Source organism: Spinactinospora alkalitolerans (assembly GCF_013408795.1).
Classification (GTDB): Bacteria; Actinomycetota; Actinomycetes; order Streptosporangiales; family Streptosporangiaceae; genus Spinactinospora; species Spinactinospora alkalitolerans.
On the sequence record NZ_JACCCC010000001.1, the window covers coordinates 6,278,309 to 6,292,539 of the forward strand.

The following is a 14,231-nucleotide window of genomic DNA, read 5'->3' on the forward strand; positions in this document are numbered from 1 at the left end:
GCCCGCCGAGGGGCCGCGTCGGCCGCACGGGGCGGAGTGTACGGAGGCTGCGGCGAGAGTGCGGCCCCTTTGTGGTCGGGACGGGTGTGAAGGGCCGCACTCCCCCGGCGACCTCCCGGGGAACCGGCCCCGGCGACTCCGGGCCGCCAACTTCCGCGAACCCCGGCGGGGACGGGGATCGCGCCGTTTCGGTGCGCGCCGAGCGCGGTAGTTTCATCCGGGAAGTGAAAAATTCAATCGTCTGCGGTGAAAGGGCCTTCGTGGGGCGTTCGCGTACCAGGCGCCGGGGTCGGCGGCCGGGAGCCGGAGCCGTGCTCGCGGCGCTCCTCATCGGCGGAGTGCTCTGGCAGTGGGTCACGGCGCGCGCGGAGCACCCCTGGCTGTGGGTCACCGGCGCGGCCCTGCCGGCGGTGGTCGGCATCGCGGCCGTGCTGTGGCTGTTCCAGCGGCTGCGAGCCGGGCGCCGGCGCGAGTTCCTCGCCCGCAACGCCGACCTGTCCTACATCGACGGCCTCACCGGGCGCGCCTTCGAGCACTACGTGGCCGAACTGCTCAGGCGCGACGGCTGCCGAAGGGTCACGGTGGTCGGCGGCGCCGGCGACGGCGGAATCGACATCACCGGCGCGGCCCCGGGCGGCCGCCCGTTCGTGGTCCAGTGCAAGCTGCACAGCACCCCCGTCCGGCCCGGCGCGGTCCGGGAGTTCCAGGGGGTCCTGCACGTCACCCACCGCGGCCGCGTCGGCGTCTTCGTGGCCTCCCACGGCTACACCTCCGCCGCGCGGGCCGCCGCCGACGGCATCCTGCTGGTGGACCGCGAAGGGCTCGCGCTGTGGGCGGCCGGGAGGTGGCGCCCCGATCTCGCCGGATCGGAGCCGGCGGCCTGACCGGTGTTCGACGATCGGGTTCGCACAGGGGTCGGCTGTCGCGGTGCGTGCAGACCTTCGGCGGCACAGCGGACCCGGGCCCTGAAAGTCCCGCCTCGCCCCGCGAACGCAGCGGCCACAACCCGATGAGGGGCCGCCGGGCACGGGGCGAACGCACGAACCAGTGCCTATAGGCCCTGATCTCCCTGGGCGCACACCGCTCGTTTTAACTATTCGCCTAGTCATATTGGGTCGAATGTGACGAAAAAGTGGTCAAATCCCGGTGGAGTTTGTAGGTTCGTGCACGTGGCCGGTGCGAATCTTCCCCCTTCGCACCGCCGTACGAGGGCGGGGCCTCCCTACCGGCGCGCGGGTCCTGCGCCCCGCTCGGCCGGCCCTGGCATTTCCCCCGATATGGCCAGGGCCGGCCACCCCGGTTCGTCATCCGCACTCCGCGGGAACGAGCGGGAACGCGATCGCGGTCGGTTCCGCCGGTCCGTCCCCGGGCCATCAGGGCCGACCGCGCCGAAGAGCAACCGGGATCCGGTCCGTGCACAGACCTGCGGGGCCCGCGGGCGCACGGCTGCTCGCCGCGCGCCCTCGCGGGCCCCGCACACGGCCGCTCGCCCGGGAAGAGAGCCCCCCAGCATCTTCCCTGCCCCAAGATCCCCCGATCGGGGCCGCGAGCCGACGGCGTCGTCCTGGGTGACCCCCGTCCACACCAGCGCCGTCTTTGCCGTTGGCCCTGCCACTACCCATGAGATCGGTGGAAAACATGCGTGCCGAGTTTTTTTCGTCCCGGTTTTCCGACCACTGAAACCGCAGTTCACAGCCGCTTCGTCCGGTATCGGGGACACCCCGTCCCAATACGTCCGCGTGGAGGGCGCACGAGCCCTACATTGGGCATGCCGCCCCGGACACGGATCCGTGATCGGCGCCGGACGGCAGCCGAAGACCAGCCCTCAGCCGAGAGGTGACCCTTGTCAATCCTCCAGCCGGACATGAAGAGCATCAAGCTGTCCGTCCCCGCCGACCCCGCCTTCGACGTGGTGCGCGACCTCGACGGCACGGTCGCCGAGGTGGCGGACCCCCGCGGCGCGTACCGCTACCGGCGGGACGACGTCTCGGTCGACTTCGAGGCCACCGGCCGGACCGCCGAAGAGGACGGCCGGAGGATCGAGGTGTTCCAGGCCGTGCGCGTCAACGCCTGAGCGCCCGCGGGGTGCGCGGAGCGCGCTCCGCGCACCCCGCGGGCGTCGGCATAGGTCCCCCTGTTCCGGGCATACGGACCAGTCAGGGCGGCGCGTACTCGACGACCGCGTTGACGTGCACGGACCAATCGCCTGGGGGGCGCGATGATGGATGCCCGCGAGAACCGGGCCAGCGGTCTGGCGTTGGAGGTGTTCGACCCGGTGCCGGTCGGGGTCCTGGTCACCGTCGGCCCGGAGCACCGGCTGGTGTACACGAACTCCCTCTACCGGTCGATCTTCGGTGAACGGCCGCTGGGGAGGCCCGTGCGCACGGTCTTCTCCGACCTCATCCCGCAGGAGCACCTGGCGCTGTTCGACCAGGTGGTGGAGACGGGAGAGGCCGTCCGCCTCACCGAGGAGCCCGTGGACGTGGACGGCCTCGGCGGTGCCGCACCGAAGCGCTTCTTCAACTTCAGCCTCTCGGCGGTCTCCCTCGGCGGCGAACGCGGGGTGCTGGTGGTGGCCGTGGAGGTCACCGAGCAGGTCGACGCCGTGCAGCGGGTCCGCCTGATCTCCGAGGAGCGGCGGCGTGCGCTCCAGCGGTACCAGAGCCTGGTGCGGGCGGGCACCCAGGTGGTGTGGGTGGCCGACGCCGGCGGCGCCATCGTCGAAGCGGGTCCGGGCTGGGAGGAGATGACCGGGCAGGCGTGGGAGGAGGCCCGCGGGTTCGGGTGGATGAACGCCGTCCACCCCGACGACCGTGATCCGGTCGCGCGGGCCTGGGCCCTGGCGACCGGGGAGGTGTCCCCGCTGTTCGAGCACACCTACCGGATACGCACGGTGGACGGCGCATTCCGGCACCTCTACGTCCGCGCCGCGCCGGTGCTCGAAGACGACTCCGTGGTGGAGTGGGTGGGAATCGCCAACGACATCGAGGAGCAGTGGCAGGAGCGCCGTCGCAGGGATCTGCTCGGCCGGGCCGCCGCCGCCACGGCCGACGCCATGCGCCTGGACGAGATGTTCTCGGCGCTGGCCCGGGTGATCGTGCCGGCGCTGGCCGACGGGTGCGGCGTCTACCTGCTCCCCGAGCCCGTGGAGCGGCCCGTCGAGGGCCTACTCGTCGCCGAGCGCGTCGCGGGGGCGGCGCGGGACGGGCTGCCGGAGGTGCCTCCGCGCCGCGAGGAGCACTTCTCCCCCGACAGCGCGTTCGCCAGCGCGGTGCGGCGGCGCTCCCCCGTCCGCAGCTCGTTCCCTCCCGGGGTTCCGCCACCGGGGTTCGCCCCCACCGGCAGCGGGCGATGGCTGGCCGAGGCCGAGGCCAACAGCATGATCATCCTGCCGGTCGTCGTCGACGGCGCCGTGGCCGCGGTGGTGGCCGCCGCAGCGTGCGGCGGGCGCACCCCGTTCAACGGCGACGACGTGATCCTGCTGGAGCGGATGTTCGACCGGGTGCGCGTCCCCCTCAGCCACATCATGGAGTTCCAGCGCACGCAGAGCGTGGCGCTGGCCCTGCAGCGCAGCCTGCTCTCGGAGCCGCCCGATGTCCCGGGCCTGCGGATCGCCGCCCGCTACCGGCCGAGCTCCGCCGCCGCAGCCGAGGTCGGCGGGGACTGGTACGACTCCTTCGTGCTGCACGACGGCGCGACCGCGCTGGTCATCGGGGACGTGGCGGGGCACGACCTGTCCGCCGCCGTCACCATGGGCCAGTTGCGCAACATGCTGCGGGGACTGGCCGTCGACCGGGAGGAGCCCCCGGGGGAGATCCTGCGGCGCCTGGACGTCGCCCTGGCGGCCCTGCACGAGTACGAGGGCACCGCGACCTGCGTCCTGGCGCGCGTCGAAGGCACCGGCGACGGCGGGTGGGAACTGAACTACACCATCGCCGGGCATCCGCCGCCGCTGCTGGTCACCGGTGACGGCGGCCGCTTCCTCACGGAGCCGTCCGAGCCGCTCCTCGGCCTGGTCTCCGACCACCCGCGCAGCAGTGCCGTCGAGCCGCTCCCGCCGGACGGCACGCTGCTGCTCTACACCGACGGTCTGGTCGAGCACCCGGGCGAGCACCTCGACGAGGGCCTGCTCCGGCTGCGCCGGCACGCCGAGTCGCTCGCCCGCGAGCCACTGGAGACGTTCTGCGACGAGCTGCTGGCCGGACTGCCCAAGACCGGGCGCGACGACATCGCGATGATCGCGCTGCGACTGCCCTCAGCGGCCCCGGCGTGAGCGCGGTGGTTTGCGCTGGACGGCGGGAGGTAGCTGCCCGATGGCCGCAAGCAGGAGGATCGCGCACCGTCCGGGGGGACACCATGGACACCGCCGCAACCCACGTCGCCCACGACTTCGGCGACAGGATCCGGATCATCGCCGTCGACCCGCAGAGCGCCCAGAGCCACCACCAGTTCGACGACGCGCACGAGGTGTCGATGGGCGGCGACCGCGACTCCACCCTGGACGCCGCCGGCTACCGCCGCATCGGCGAGTGGAGCAAGGAGGGCGACCACGACGCCGCCCGCGTCGAACGCATGACCTAGCGGGCCCAGCGGCGACCGGTTCGGCCTGGCGTGCTTCCGGCGATCTTGACCTTGAGATTCAACCTCGATCACCGGGGGTTTTGAAGCTCAGCCCCAGGAGGGATCCGCGGTGACCGGGCGATCCTCTCGTGTGGCCGCAGGCCCTTGGCAGGGATCGCCCCGGCGCCGCGCCGCCCACGCCGCCACCGTGCGTGCCAGGCCGAAACCGCGGTGTCGGTGCGCGCCCGAGGCGACGGGTCCGCTTCACGCGGTCGAGGAGATCGGCGAGCGACATCGGTGTATCAGTCGGCATACCGGTCATTGTGCCGCGCAAAGGTGACATTCACCTGACCCCTGGACGCACCGCCGCCCCGGCACACCGCTCTGAACAGGGGTTTCGTTCCCCGGCCGTCTCGGAGTGGTCAACCCGACTCCGCGTTCCTCCTCCTCAGAGGCACGGCGTTGATTTACTGGAGATCATGGGCGAGCGTTGGCAGGACCGGTTCCGTGCGGCCAGGATCAGTCTCCCGTCATCGGCCAGGGAGGCTCCCGACCGCGGGCTGTTCCGCAGCAACGCGAGCGGCACCTGGGAGATCTACGCCTGGGACCGCACCACGGGTGAGCAGCGCCAGGTGACCAAGCGGCACCAGGGCACCATGTCCGGGGTGATCGACCCGACCGGAACGTGGGCGTGGTGGTTCGACGACACCGACGGCGACGAGTTCGGCGTCTGGCGCCGGCAGCCGTTCACCGGCGGCCCCGACGAGACCGCGGCCCCCGGCCTGGCCCCTTCCTACGCGGGCGGCCTCGCGCTCGGGGCCTCCGGCGCCGCGCTGGTCGGCCGGTCCACCGATGACGGGTTCAGCGTGCACCTGAGCAGGCCCGGAGCCCAGCCGCAGACCCTCTACGCCCACCGCCAGGAGGGCTACCTCGCCGACCTCTCCCGGGACGAGTCGCTGTTCGCCATCGGGCACAGCGAGCACGGCGACAGCCGGCACATGGCCGTGCGCGTGCTCCGCCTCGGCGCCGCCGGGACCGCCGAGGCCGTCGCCGACCTGTGGGACGGCCCGCACCGGGACCTCACCCCGGTCGGCTTCGCACCCGACGACCACCGGCTGCTCGTCCTGCACGAGCGGCGCGGCAGGCTCGAACCGCTCATCTGGGACGCCGTCGCCGGGATCGAGCGGGAGATCGCGATCGACCTGCCCGGCGACCTGCTCGCCGGGTGGTACCTCGACGGCCGCTCGCTGCTGATCTCGCAGGACCACCAGGCCCGCTCCCAACTGCACCGCTACGACCTCGACACCGGTGAGCTCGTCTCGCTGGACGTCCCGCGCGGGCTGGTCTCCGCGGCGGCCGCCCGGCCCGACGGCACCGTCGAGTACTCCTGGTCCAGCTCCGCCCGGCCGCCGGTGATCCGCAGCACCACCGGTGCGGTCGTGCTGGCGCCGCCCGGTCCCGAGGCCCCGGCGTCGGTTCCGGTGCGGGACGTGACCGTGGCGGGCCCCGGCGGCGACATCCACGCGCTGGTCTCGCTGCCGGAGGAGGGTGCGGCCCCCCACCCGACCGTGTTCATCGTGCACGGCGGCCCGCAGGCGCAGGACTTCGACTCCTTCGCACCCGACGTCGCCGCATGGGTCGACCACGGCTTCGCCGTGGTGCGGGTCAACTACCGCGGCTCCACCGGCTACGGCAGCGCCTGGCGCGACGCGCTGGAGGGCCGGGTCGGCCTGACCGAGCTGGAGGACATCAAGGCGGTGCGCGACTGGGCCGTGGGCTCCGGGCTCTCCGACCCCGACCGGATGGTCCTCGAAGGCGGGTCGTGGGGCGGTTACCTGGCCCTGCTGGGCATCGGCCGCCACCCCGGCGACTGGAGCGCCGGCATCGCCGCCGTCCCGATCGCCGACTACGTCGCGGCCTACGAGGACGAGATGGAGGCCCTGCGCGCGTTCGACCGCTCCCTGTTCGGGGGGTCGCCGCAGGACGTGCCCGACCTGTACCGCGCCTCCTCCCCCATCACCTACGCCGCCGACGTCACCGCCCCGGTGCTGGTCCTGGCCGGTGAGAACGACCCCCGGTGCCCGATCCGGCAGATCGACAACTACATCGCCCGGCTCGCCGAGCTCGGCAGGCCGCACGAGGTCCACCGGTTCGACGCCGGGCACGGCTCGTTCGTCGTCGAGGAGCGCATCCGGCACATGGCGGCCGAGCTGGACTTCGCGCTCAGAAGCACCGGCCTGCGCACGGAGGGAACGCGCTCAGGGCACACCTGACCGTGGGCCGGCCACGCTACCTCCGGGTAGCCGACGCCCTGCGCGTCCCCATCCTCGACGGCGCGCTGCCCCCGGGCGCCCGCCTGCCCTCCCGAGCCCAGCTCGCCCGGCGCCACGAGGTCAGCGAGCAGGTGTCGCGCAACGCCCTGCGGCTGCTCATCGCCGAGGGGCTGGTGGAGAGCCGTCCGGGCTCCGGGTACTACGTGCGCGAGGTGCCGGAGTCCTACCGGTTCGCGCGCACCGACCGCTTCTCGGGGTCCCTCCTGCGGCCGCTGGCGGGCGAGGACCGCGACACGATCACGCGTCCGGCGTGCGACCGGATGGCGGAGCGGCTGGGGATCGGGGAGGGGGAGCCGCTGTACCGCACCCGGTGCGTCGGCACGGCCGGGGGCGCGCCGGTCGCGGTGCACACCTCGTGGGAGCCCGCGGTGCTCACCCACAACACCACCCGCGCGCCCGGTGACGCCGATGCGGAGACGGGCGTGCTGGAGCGGCTCGCCGCCGCCGGGGTGGTCATCGACCGCGTCGTGGAGGAGGTGGCGGTGCTCCCCCTGACCGAGCCGGAGGCCGTACTGCTGCGGCTCGCCCCGGGGGCGCCGGTGCTGGTGGTGGAGCGGACGCACTACAGCGGGCAGCGTCCGGTGGAGACGTCGGACCTGGTGGCCGTGGTCGAGCGCTGCCGGCTGTCCTACCGGCTGAGTCTGGCGCGGACGCCGGCCGGGGGCGGCCCCCGGCCGGACCCGCACCGCTGACCCGCGTGCGGGTCCGCGCGCACAGCGGCCCGCACGCATGAAAACGGCGCCGTGGGAGCTCGGGACTCCCGCGGCGCCTGCGGTGCCACCGGCCGGCGGGTGCGATCAGTTCGGCGACTCACACCCGCACGGCACGGCGGTCAAACGCGACCGCGCTCTCAGCCGCCGTTGGTGTTGGCGCAGCCGGAGGTCGTGTTGGACTCGGCCTGGCCCAGGATGCCGATCGCGATACCGAGGCCGAGGCCCTGGTTGGACGCGCAGGACTGGGACACGCTGCTGTTGTTGTTGGTGATGGTGTCGCCTTCGTCCTTCTTCTTGTCGGCGAAGGCGGTGCCCGAGCCGAACGCCATCATCGCGCCCGTGACCAGACCGATGGCGGCAACCTTCTTGGCGAAACGCATATGTCTTGCCTCTCCTCGTGCATCGTTCAGAACAGGCCACCTCCCCCCACTCTTCGTGTTGGATAGTGACCGAGAGTAACGATAACCGACACGGGTTCCACCAAAACCCGCGGATCGGCGAAATGCCGTGTCTTTGCCGCCTCGTGGGGCGACGATTCCCTTCCGGGGAAGGGGCCGGGTCTGCCCACCACACCGCCCCGCAGCACGAAAACGGCGCCGCGGGAGCTCGGGACTCCCGCGACGCCTGCGGTGCCACCGGCCGGCGGGTGCGATCAGTTCGGCGACTCACACCCGCACGGCACGGCGGTCAAGCGCGCGACGGCGCTCTTAGCCGTTGCTGTTGCCGCACGCGGCGGTCGGGTTGGCGGAGGCCTGGCCCAGGAGGCCCACGGCGAGACCCAGGCCGAGGCCCTGGTTGGCCACGCAGGACTGGGACACGCTGGTGTTGGTGTTGGTGATGATGTCACCCTCACCATCGGCGAAGGCGGTGCCGGCGCCGAACGTCATCATCGCGCCCGTGACCAGACCGACAGCAGCGACCTTCTTGGCGAAACGCATGCGTCTTACCTCTCCTCGTACATCGTTCAGGACAGGTCACCTCCCCCCACTTCGCGTGTTCGGATAGTGACCGAGAGTAACAATAACCGGCACGGGTCAGATGAAAACCCGCAGACCGGCGAAATGCCATGTCTTTGCCGCTTCCAGGGGTGGTGATTCCCTTCCGGCGCCCAAAAGCCGGGAAAGCGGCGATTCAGTACAGTACGGTCCCGGAACACGCAAAAGGCGCCGCAAGAGTCGAAAGACCCTCGCGGCGCCCGCGACGCCGCCGACCGGTGCAGGCGGTCAGACCGGTGGTCCGGACCCGCCCGGCCGGACGGTCAAGCTCGCAGGGCTCAGGTGGCGTTGCCGCAGCCGGCGCCCGTGTCGGCCTCGCCCTGGCCCAGCAGCCCCACGGCGACGCCCGCGCCGAGGCCCTGGTTGGCGACACAGGACTGGGACACGCTGGTGTTGGTGTTGGTGATGGGCTCGCCGTCCCCCTTCTCGTCGGCGAACGCGGTGCCCGAGCCGAACGCCATCACCGCGCCCGTGACCAGACCGACAGCAGCGACCTTCTTGGCGAAACGCATGCGTCTTGCCTTTCTTCTCGCGTTGTTCAGGACAGACCGTCACCACTCCTGGTTGTCAAATGGTGACCGCGGGCAACGGTAATCGGCGCGGTACGGCTGGGGGTCCGCGGACCGGCGAAATGCCGTCTCTTTGCCGTTTCCAGGGGTTCCCATTCCTTTCCGGCACCCAAAAGCCGGGAAAGCGACGAATCAACCTGCGGCGCGGCCCCGCACCGTCGTTCCGCGCACACGACGACGCCGCGAGGATCGAGGAGATCCCCGCGGCGCCTAGGACATCACCGGTCGGCGAACGCGATCGGTTCGGCGACTCAGCGGTCCGCCCGACCCGGCGGTCGAGCGTGCAGCGGCGCTCTTAGCCGTTGGCGTTGGAGCAGCCGGCGCTCGGGTTGGCCTCGGCCTGGCCCAGGATGCCCAGGGCGACGCCCGCGCCGAGGCCCTGGTTGGCGACACAGGACTGACCCACGCTGGTGTTGGTGTTGGTGATCTCGTCACCGCCCTTGGCGAGGGCGGCGCCCGCGCCGAACGTCATCATCGCGCCCGTGACCAGACCGACAGCGGCAACCTTCTTGGCGATACGCATGTGGTTCACCTTTCCTCGTGCTTCGTTCAGGACAGGCCACCTCCCCCCACTCCACGTGTTCGGATAGTGACCGAAAGTAACCATAACCAACTTGGGTCGGCCAAAAACCCGCAGCTCGGCGAAATACCGTATCTTTGCCACTCGCGGATACGGCGATGCCCGTCCGCCCCCGGGAGGTGGTGGGCCCACGCACTTTCGGCTCGCACACACGACGGCGCCGCGAGAGTCTCCTCGACCCTCGCGGCGCCCGCGGCCGTACCGGCCCGCGCAGATGCGATCGGTTCGCCACCCCGCACCCGCACGGCACGGCGGTCAGAAGCGCGACGGCGCTCTTAGCCGTTGCTGTTGCCGCACGTGGCGGTCGGGTTGGCCTGACCCTGACCCAGCAGACCCAGGGCGACGCCCACGCCGAGGCCCTGGTTGGCCGCGCAGGACTGGGACACGCTGGTGTTGGTGTTGCTGATCTCGTCACCACCACCGGCGAAGGCGGCGCCCGCGCCGAACGTCATCATCGCGCCCGTGACCAGACCGACAGCAGCGACCTTCTTGGCGAAACGCATGTGTTCTCCCTCTCTTCGTACTTCTTTCGGACAGGCCACTTACCTCACTCTATGTATTGGCATAGCGACCGAAAGTAACAATAGCCAGTACGGGTCGGACGAAAACCTCACAGCTCGGCGAAATACCGTATCTTTGCCGGTCACAGAGGCGGCAAGGATCGAAAGGCCGGCGGGTGCGCGCACGGCGCCTTGCCCCCGTACACACGACGGCGCCGCGAGGGTCTCCTCGACCCTCGCGGCGCCCGCGGCTTCCACCGGCCGTGCGGATGCGGTCGGTTCGCCGCCCCGCACCCGCCCGACCCGGCGATCGAACGTGCAGCGGCGCTCTTAGCCGTTGCTGTTGCCGCAGGTGGAGGCCGGGTTGGCCTGACCCTGACCCAGGATGCCCGCGGCGATCCCCAGGCCGAGGCCCTGGTTGGCGGTGCAGGACTGACCCACGCTGGTGTTGGTGTTGGTGATCTCGTCACCGCCCTTGGCGAGGGCGGCGCCCGCGCCGAACGTCATCATCGCGCCCGTGACCAGACCGACAGCGGCAACCTTCTTGGCGATACGCATGTGGTTCACCTTTCCTCGTGCTTCGTTCAGGACAGGCCACCTCCCCCCACTCCGCGTGTTCGGATAGTGACCGAAAGTAACCATAACCGGCATGGGCCAGAAAAAAACCCGCAGCTCGGCGAAATACCGTAGCTTTGCCCGCCCGTGGGGACGGCAATGGCCTTGCGGCGCGCGAAAGGGGCGGGGACGCAGCGCGTCCCCGCCCCTCGCGGTTCTCGTCACCGGGCCCACCGGGCGTGGCGGGCCCGGTCGCCCCTTTTAGTCGCGGGTGAACTCCCGGGCCACGACCTCGGCGATCTGGGCGGTGTTCAGCGCCGCGCCCTTGCGCAGGTTGTCACCGCACAGGAACAGGTCGAGCGACCTGGGGTCGTCGATCGAGCGGCGGATGCGGCCGACCCAGGTCGGGTCGGTGCCGACCACGTCGGCCGGGGTCGGGAACTCCGCCTTTGCCGGGTCGTCCTGCACGACCACGCCGGGCGCCGAAGCCAGCAGCTCGCGGGCGGCGCCGGCGTCGACGTCCCGCTCGAAGGTGGCGTGCACGGCGAGCGCGTGGGTGGTGATCACCGGGACGCGCACGCAGGTGGCCGACACCTTCAGGTCGGACAGGCCGAGGATCTTGCGGGACTCGTTGCGGACCTTCAGCTCCTCCGAGGACCAGCCGTCGTCCTTCAGCGAACCGGCCCACGGCACGACGTTCATCGCCAGCGGGGCGGGGAACGGGCCGAGCTCGCCCACCGCCGCGCGGACGTCACCGGCGCGGCTGCCCAGCGTGCGGTCGGTGGCGGCCTTCTCGATCTGGTCGTGCAGCGTGTCGACGCCCTCCTGGCCGGCGCCCGAGGCCGCCTGGTAGGAGGAGACGACGAGCTGGTCGAGGCCGTAGGCCCGGTGCAGCGCGCCGATGGCGACGATCATCGACAGCGTGGTGCAGTTGGGGTTGCTGATGATGCCGCGCGGCCGGTTGCGGGTCTGCTCCGCGTTGACCTCGGGCACCACGAGCGGGACGTCGGGGTCCATCCGGAACGCGCCGGAGTTGTCGACGGCCACCGCGCCGCGGGCGGCCGCGATGGGCGCCCACTCCTTGGAGACCTCGTCGGGGACGTCGAACATCGCGACGTCGACGCCGTCGAAGACCTCCGGGGCCAGCGCCTGGACCTCGACCTCCTCACCGCGCACGGTGAGGCGCTTGCCGGCCGAACGCGGCGAGGCGACCAGCCGGATCTCGCCCCACACGTTCTCGCGGGTGGAGAGGATGTCCAGCATGACGGTGCCGACGGCGCCGGTGGCGCCGACGACGGCGAGGGTGGGAAGACGGTTGCTCATCGGCCGGTACCTCCGTAAACGACGGCCTCTACCTGCTCGGCGTCGAGCGCGAATTCGGTGTGCGCCGCGGCGACGGCCGCGTCGACGTCGTCCTGACCGACGATCACCGAGATGCGGATCTCCGAGGTGGAGATCATCTCGATGTTGATGCCGGCGCCGGCGATGGAGTCGAAGAAGCGCGCGGTGACGCCCGGGTAGGACCGCATTCCGGCGCCCACCAGGGAGACCTTGCCGATCTGGTCGTCGTAGCGCAGCGACTCGAAGCCGACCTTGTCCTGGACCTTCTTCAGCGCCGACAGCGCGGTCTGCCCGGAGTCGGCGGGGAGCGTGAAGGAGATGTCGGTGCGCGCCGTGGAGGCGGCCGACACGTTCTGCACGATCATGTCGATGTTGATCTCGGCGTCGGCGAGGGTCTTGAAGATCGCCGCGGCCTCACCGACACGGTCGGGAACGCCGACGACCGTGATCTTGGCCTCCGTCCGGTCGTGCGCGACGCCGGAGATGATCGGTTGTTCCATGCCTTCGCTTTCCTCAACTTCCGAGACGACCCAGGTACCGGGCTTCTGACTGAACGACGAGCGGACGTGCAGCGGCATGCCGTATCGCCGTGCGTACTCCACGCAGCGCAGGTGCAGGATCTTGGTGCCGCTCGCGGCCATCTCCAGCATCTCCTCATAAGAGATCTTGGGGATGCGCCGGGCGCTCGGCACGATGCGCGGGTCGGCGGTGAAGACGCCGTCGACGTCGCTGTAGATCTCGCACGCGTCGGCGTTCAGCGCCGCCGCGAGCGCGACCGCGGTGGTGTCGGACCCGCCGCGGCCCAGCGTGGTGATGTCCTTGCTGTCCTGCGACACCCCCTGGAACCCGGCGACGATGCAGATGGAGCCTTCGTCGAGGGCCTCCTGGATACGGCCTGGCGTGACATCGATGATCTTGGCGTTGCCGTGCAGGGACGTCGTGATGACGCCGGCCTGCGAGCCCGTGAAGGAACGGGCCTCGTAGCCCAGGTTCCCGATGGCCATGGCGACCAGCGCCATGGACATGCGCTCACCGGCGGTCAGCAGCATGTCGAGCTCGCGGCCCGGAGGCAGCGGCGTGATCTGCTCCGCGAGATCGAGGAGTTCGTCGGTGGTGTCGCCCATGGCCGAGACCACGACGACGACGTCATATCCCGCTTTTTTCTGGGCGACGATCCGCTGGGCTACCCGCTTGATGGCTTCCGCGTCAGCCACGGAAGACCCACCGTACTTCTGCACGATTAGAGCCACGGTCGGCGCTCCTGAGGAGTTGGGATCAAGGTAATCAACCGTCAAGTGTAGCGATCGTATTTCTTCGGCACCCTTGTCACCTGCGACAAGGCCACCGGCGCGAGGGTTTACCCCCTGAAGGGACGAATACGCGCGATTGCCGTAAATCGGCCTGCTAGCTCACGGAACGGCGCCGCGCGGATCCGCTGTTCGCGGCGGCGGCGCGCACCGGGAGGCGGACTAGAACTCCAGACTGCGCCGGCCCTCGAACGCCCGGCCCAGCGTGACCTCGTCGGCGTACTCGAGGTCGCCGCCGACGGGCAGCCCGCTGGCCAGGCGGGTGACTTTCAGGCCCATGGGTTTGACCAGGCGCGCCAGGTAGGTGGCGGTGGCCTCGCCCTCCAGGTTGGGATCGGTGGCCAAGATCAGCTCGGTGATCTGGCCGTCGGACAGTCGCGTCATGAGTTCCTTGACGCGCAGGTCGTCGGGGCCGACGCCCTCGATGGGGCTGATGGCGCCGCCCAGGACGTGGTAGCGGCCGCGGAACTCGCGTGTCCGCTCGATCGCCACGACGTCCTTGGGTTCCTCGACCACGCAGATCACCGCGGCGTCGCGGCGGGGATCGCGGCAGATCCGGCACTCGCTGTCCTCGGCGACGTTGCCGCAGACGGTGCAGAACCGGACGCGCTCCTTGACCTCGACGAGCGCGTTCACCAGCCGCTTGACGTCGGCCGTCTCCGCCGCGAGCAGGTGGAAGGCGATGCGTTGCGCGCTTTTCGGACCGACGCCGGGCAACCGCCCCAACTCGTCGATCAGATTCTGGACCGCGCCCTCGTACATCGTCGTCTACCCACTC

At 71.0% G+C, this 14,231-nt stretch carries 15 protein-coding genes; 6 read left to right on the forward strand and 9 right to left on the reverse strand.

All coding sequences use genetic code 11. The features are described from left to right. The first annotated feature begins 311 nt into the window (after positions 1–311). From HDA32_RS31180 to HDA32_RS28130, 6 genes are all read left to right on the forward strand, one after another. Positions 312–884, forward strand: a complete 573-nt coding sequence (locus HDA32_RS31180; RefSeq protein ID WP_179646016.1) for a DUF2034 domain-containing protein — start codon at positions 312–314, stop codon at positions 882–884. Positions 885–1,864: 980 nt separating this feature from the next. After that, positions 1,865–2,074 (forward strand): hypothetical protein, encoded by a 210-nt coding sequence (locus HDA32_RS28110; RefSeq protein WP_246334511.1) that lies wholly within the window; start codon positions 1,865–1,867, stop codon positions 2,072–2,074. Positions 2,075–2,218: 144 nt separating this feature from the next. After that, complete coding sequence (locus tag HDA32_RS28115; RefSeq protein ID WP_246334513.1) at positions 2,219–4,273, forward strand: SpoIIE family protein phosphatase; 2,055 nt, start codon at positions 2,219–2,221, stop codon at positions 4,271–4,273. A gap of 83 nt (positions 4,274–4,356) precedes the next feature. Beyond that, entirely contained in the window at positions 4,357–4,581 is a 225-nt protein-coding gene (locus tag HDA32_RS28120) for a hypothetical protein (protein ID WP_179646018.1), read from the forward strand. 458 nt (positions 4,582–5,039) lie between these two features. Beyond that, positions 5,040–6,833: a S9 family peptidase gene (locus HDA32_RS28125; protein ID WP_179646019.1), complete on the forward strand. Its 1,794-nt coding sequence runs from the start codon at positions 5,040–5,042 to the stop codon at positions 6,831–6,833. Then, positions 6,830–7,585 carry a GntR family transcriptional regulator gene (locus HDA32_RS28130; RefSeq protein ID WP_179647011.1) on the forward strand — a complete coding sequence of 252 codons (756 nt, stop codon included), beginning with the start codon at positions 6,830–6,832 and terminating at the stop codon, positions 7,583–7,585. Before HDA32_RS28125 ends, HDA32_RS28130 begins: the two co-directional genes overlap by 4 nt. Positions 7,586–7,743: 158 nt before the next feature. Here the strand turns inward: HDA32_RS28130 and HDA32_RS28135 are convergent, their stop codons facing one another. The 9 genes from HDA32_RS28135 to recR form a co-directional block, all read right to left on the reverse strand. Continuing rightward, positions 7,744–7,986 carry a hypothetical protein gene (locus tag HDA32_RS28135; RefSeq protein ID WP_179646020.1) on the reverse strand — a complete coding sequence of 81 codons (243 nt, stop codon included), beginning with the start codon at positions 7,984–7,986 and terminating at the stop codon, positions 7,744–7,746. 327 nt (positions 7,987–8,313) lie between these two features. Then, positions 8,314–8,544, reverse strand: a complete 231-nt coding sequence (locus tag HDA32_RS28140; RefSeq protein WP_179646021.1) for a hypothetical protein — start codon at positions 8,542–8,544, stop codon at positions 8,314–8,316. 335 nt (positions 8,545–8,879) lie between these two features. Then, on the reverse strand, positions 8,880–9,113 hold the full coding sequence (locus HDA32_RS28145) for a hypothetical protein (protein ID WP_179646022.1): 234 nt from the start codon (positions 9,111–9,113) through the stop codon (positions 8,880–8,882). A gap of 352 nt (positions 9,114–9,465) precedes the next feature. Beyond that, positions 9,466–9,693: a hypothetical protein gene (locus HDA32_RS28150; protein WP_179646023.1), complete on the reverse strand. Its 228-nt coding sequence runs from the start codon at positions 9,691–9,693 to the stop codon at positions 9,466–9,468. 332 nt (positions 9,694–10,025) lie between these two features. Next, complete coding sequence (locus HDA32_RS28155) at positions 10,026–10,253, reverse strand: hypothetical protein (protein WP_179646024.1); 228 nt, start codon at positions 10,251–10,253, stop codon at positions 10,026–10,028. A gap of 327 nt (positions 10,254–10,580) precedes the next feature. Then, entirely contained in the window at positions 10,581–10,808 is a 228-nt protein-coding gene (locus HDA32_RS28160; protein ID WP_179646025.1) for a hypothetical protein, read from the reverse strand. A gap of 258 nt (positions 10,809–11,066) precedes the next feature. Next, the gene (locus tag HDA32_RS28165) at positions 11,067–12,128 is read right to left on the reverse strand and encodes an aspartate-semialdehyde dehydrogenase (RefSeq protein ID WP_179646026.1); all 1,062 of its coding nucleotides are present in this window, start codon (positions 12,126–12,128) and stop codon (positions 11,067–11,069) included. Further along, positions 12,125–13,396 carry an aspartate kinase gene (locus HDA32_RS28170; RefSeq protein ID WP_179646027.1) on the reverse strand — a complete coding sequence of 424 codons (1,272 nt, stop codon included), beginning with the start codon at positions 13,394–13,396 and terminating at the stop codon, positions 12,125–12,127. The genes HDA32_RS28165 and HDA32_RS28170 overlap by 4 nt, the downstream gene beginning before the upstream one ends. 219 nt (positions 13,397–13,615) lie before the next feature. Then, entirely contained in the window at positions 13,616–14,215 is a 600-nt protein-coding gene (gene recR, locus HDA32_RS28175) for a recombination mediator RecR (RefSeq protein WP_179646028.1), read from the reverse strand. Between the last annotated feature and the right edge of the window lie 16 nt (positions 14,216–14,231).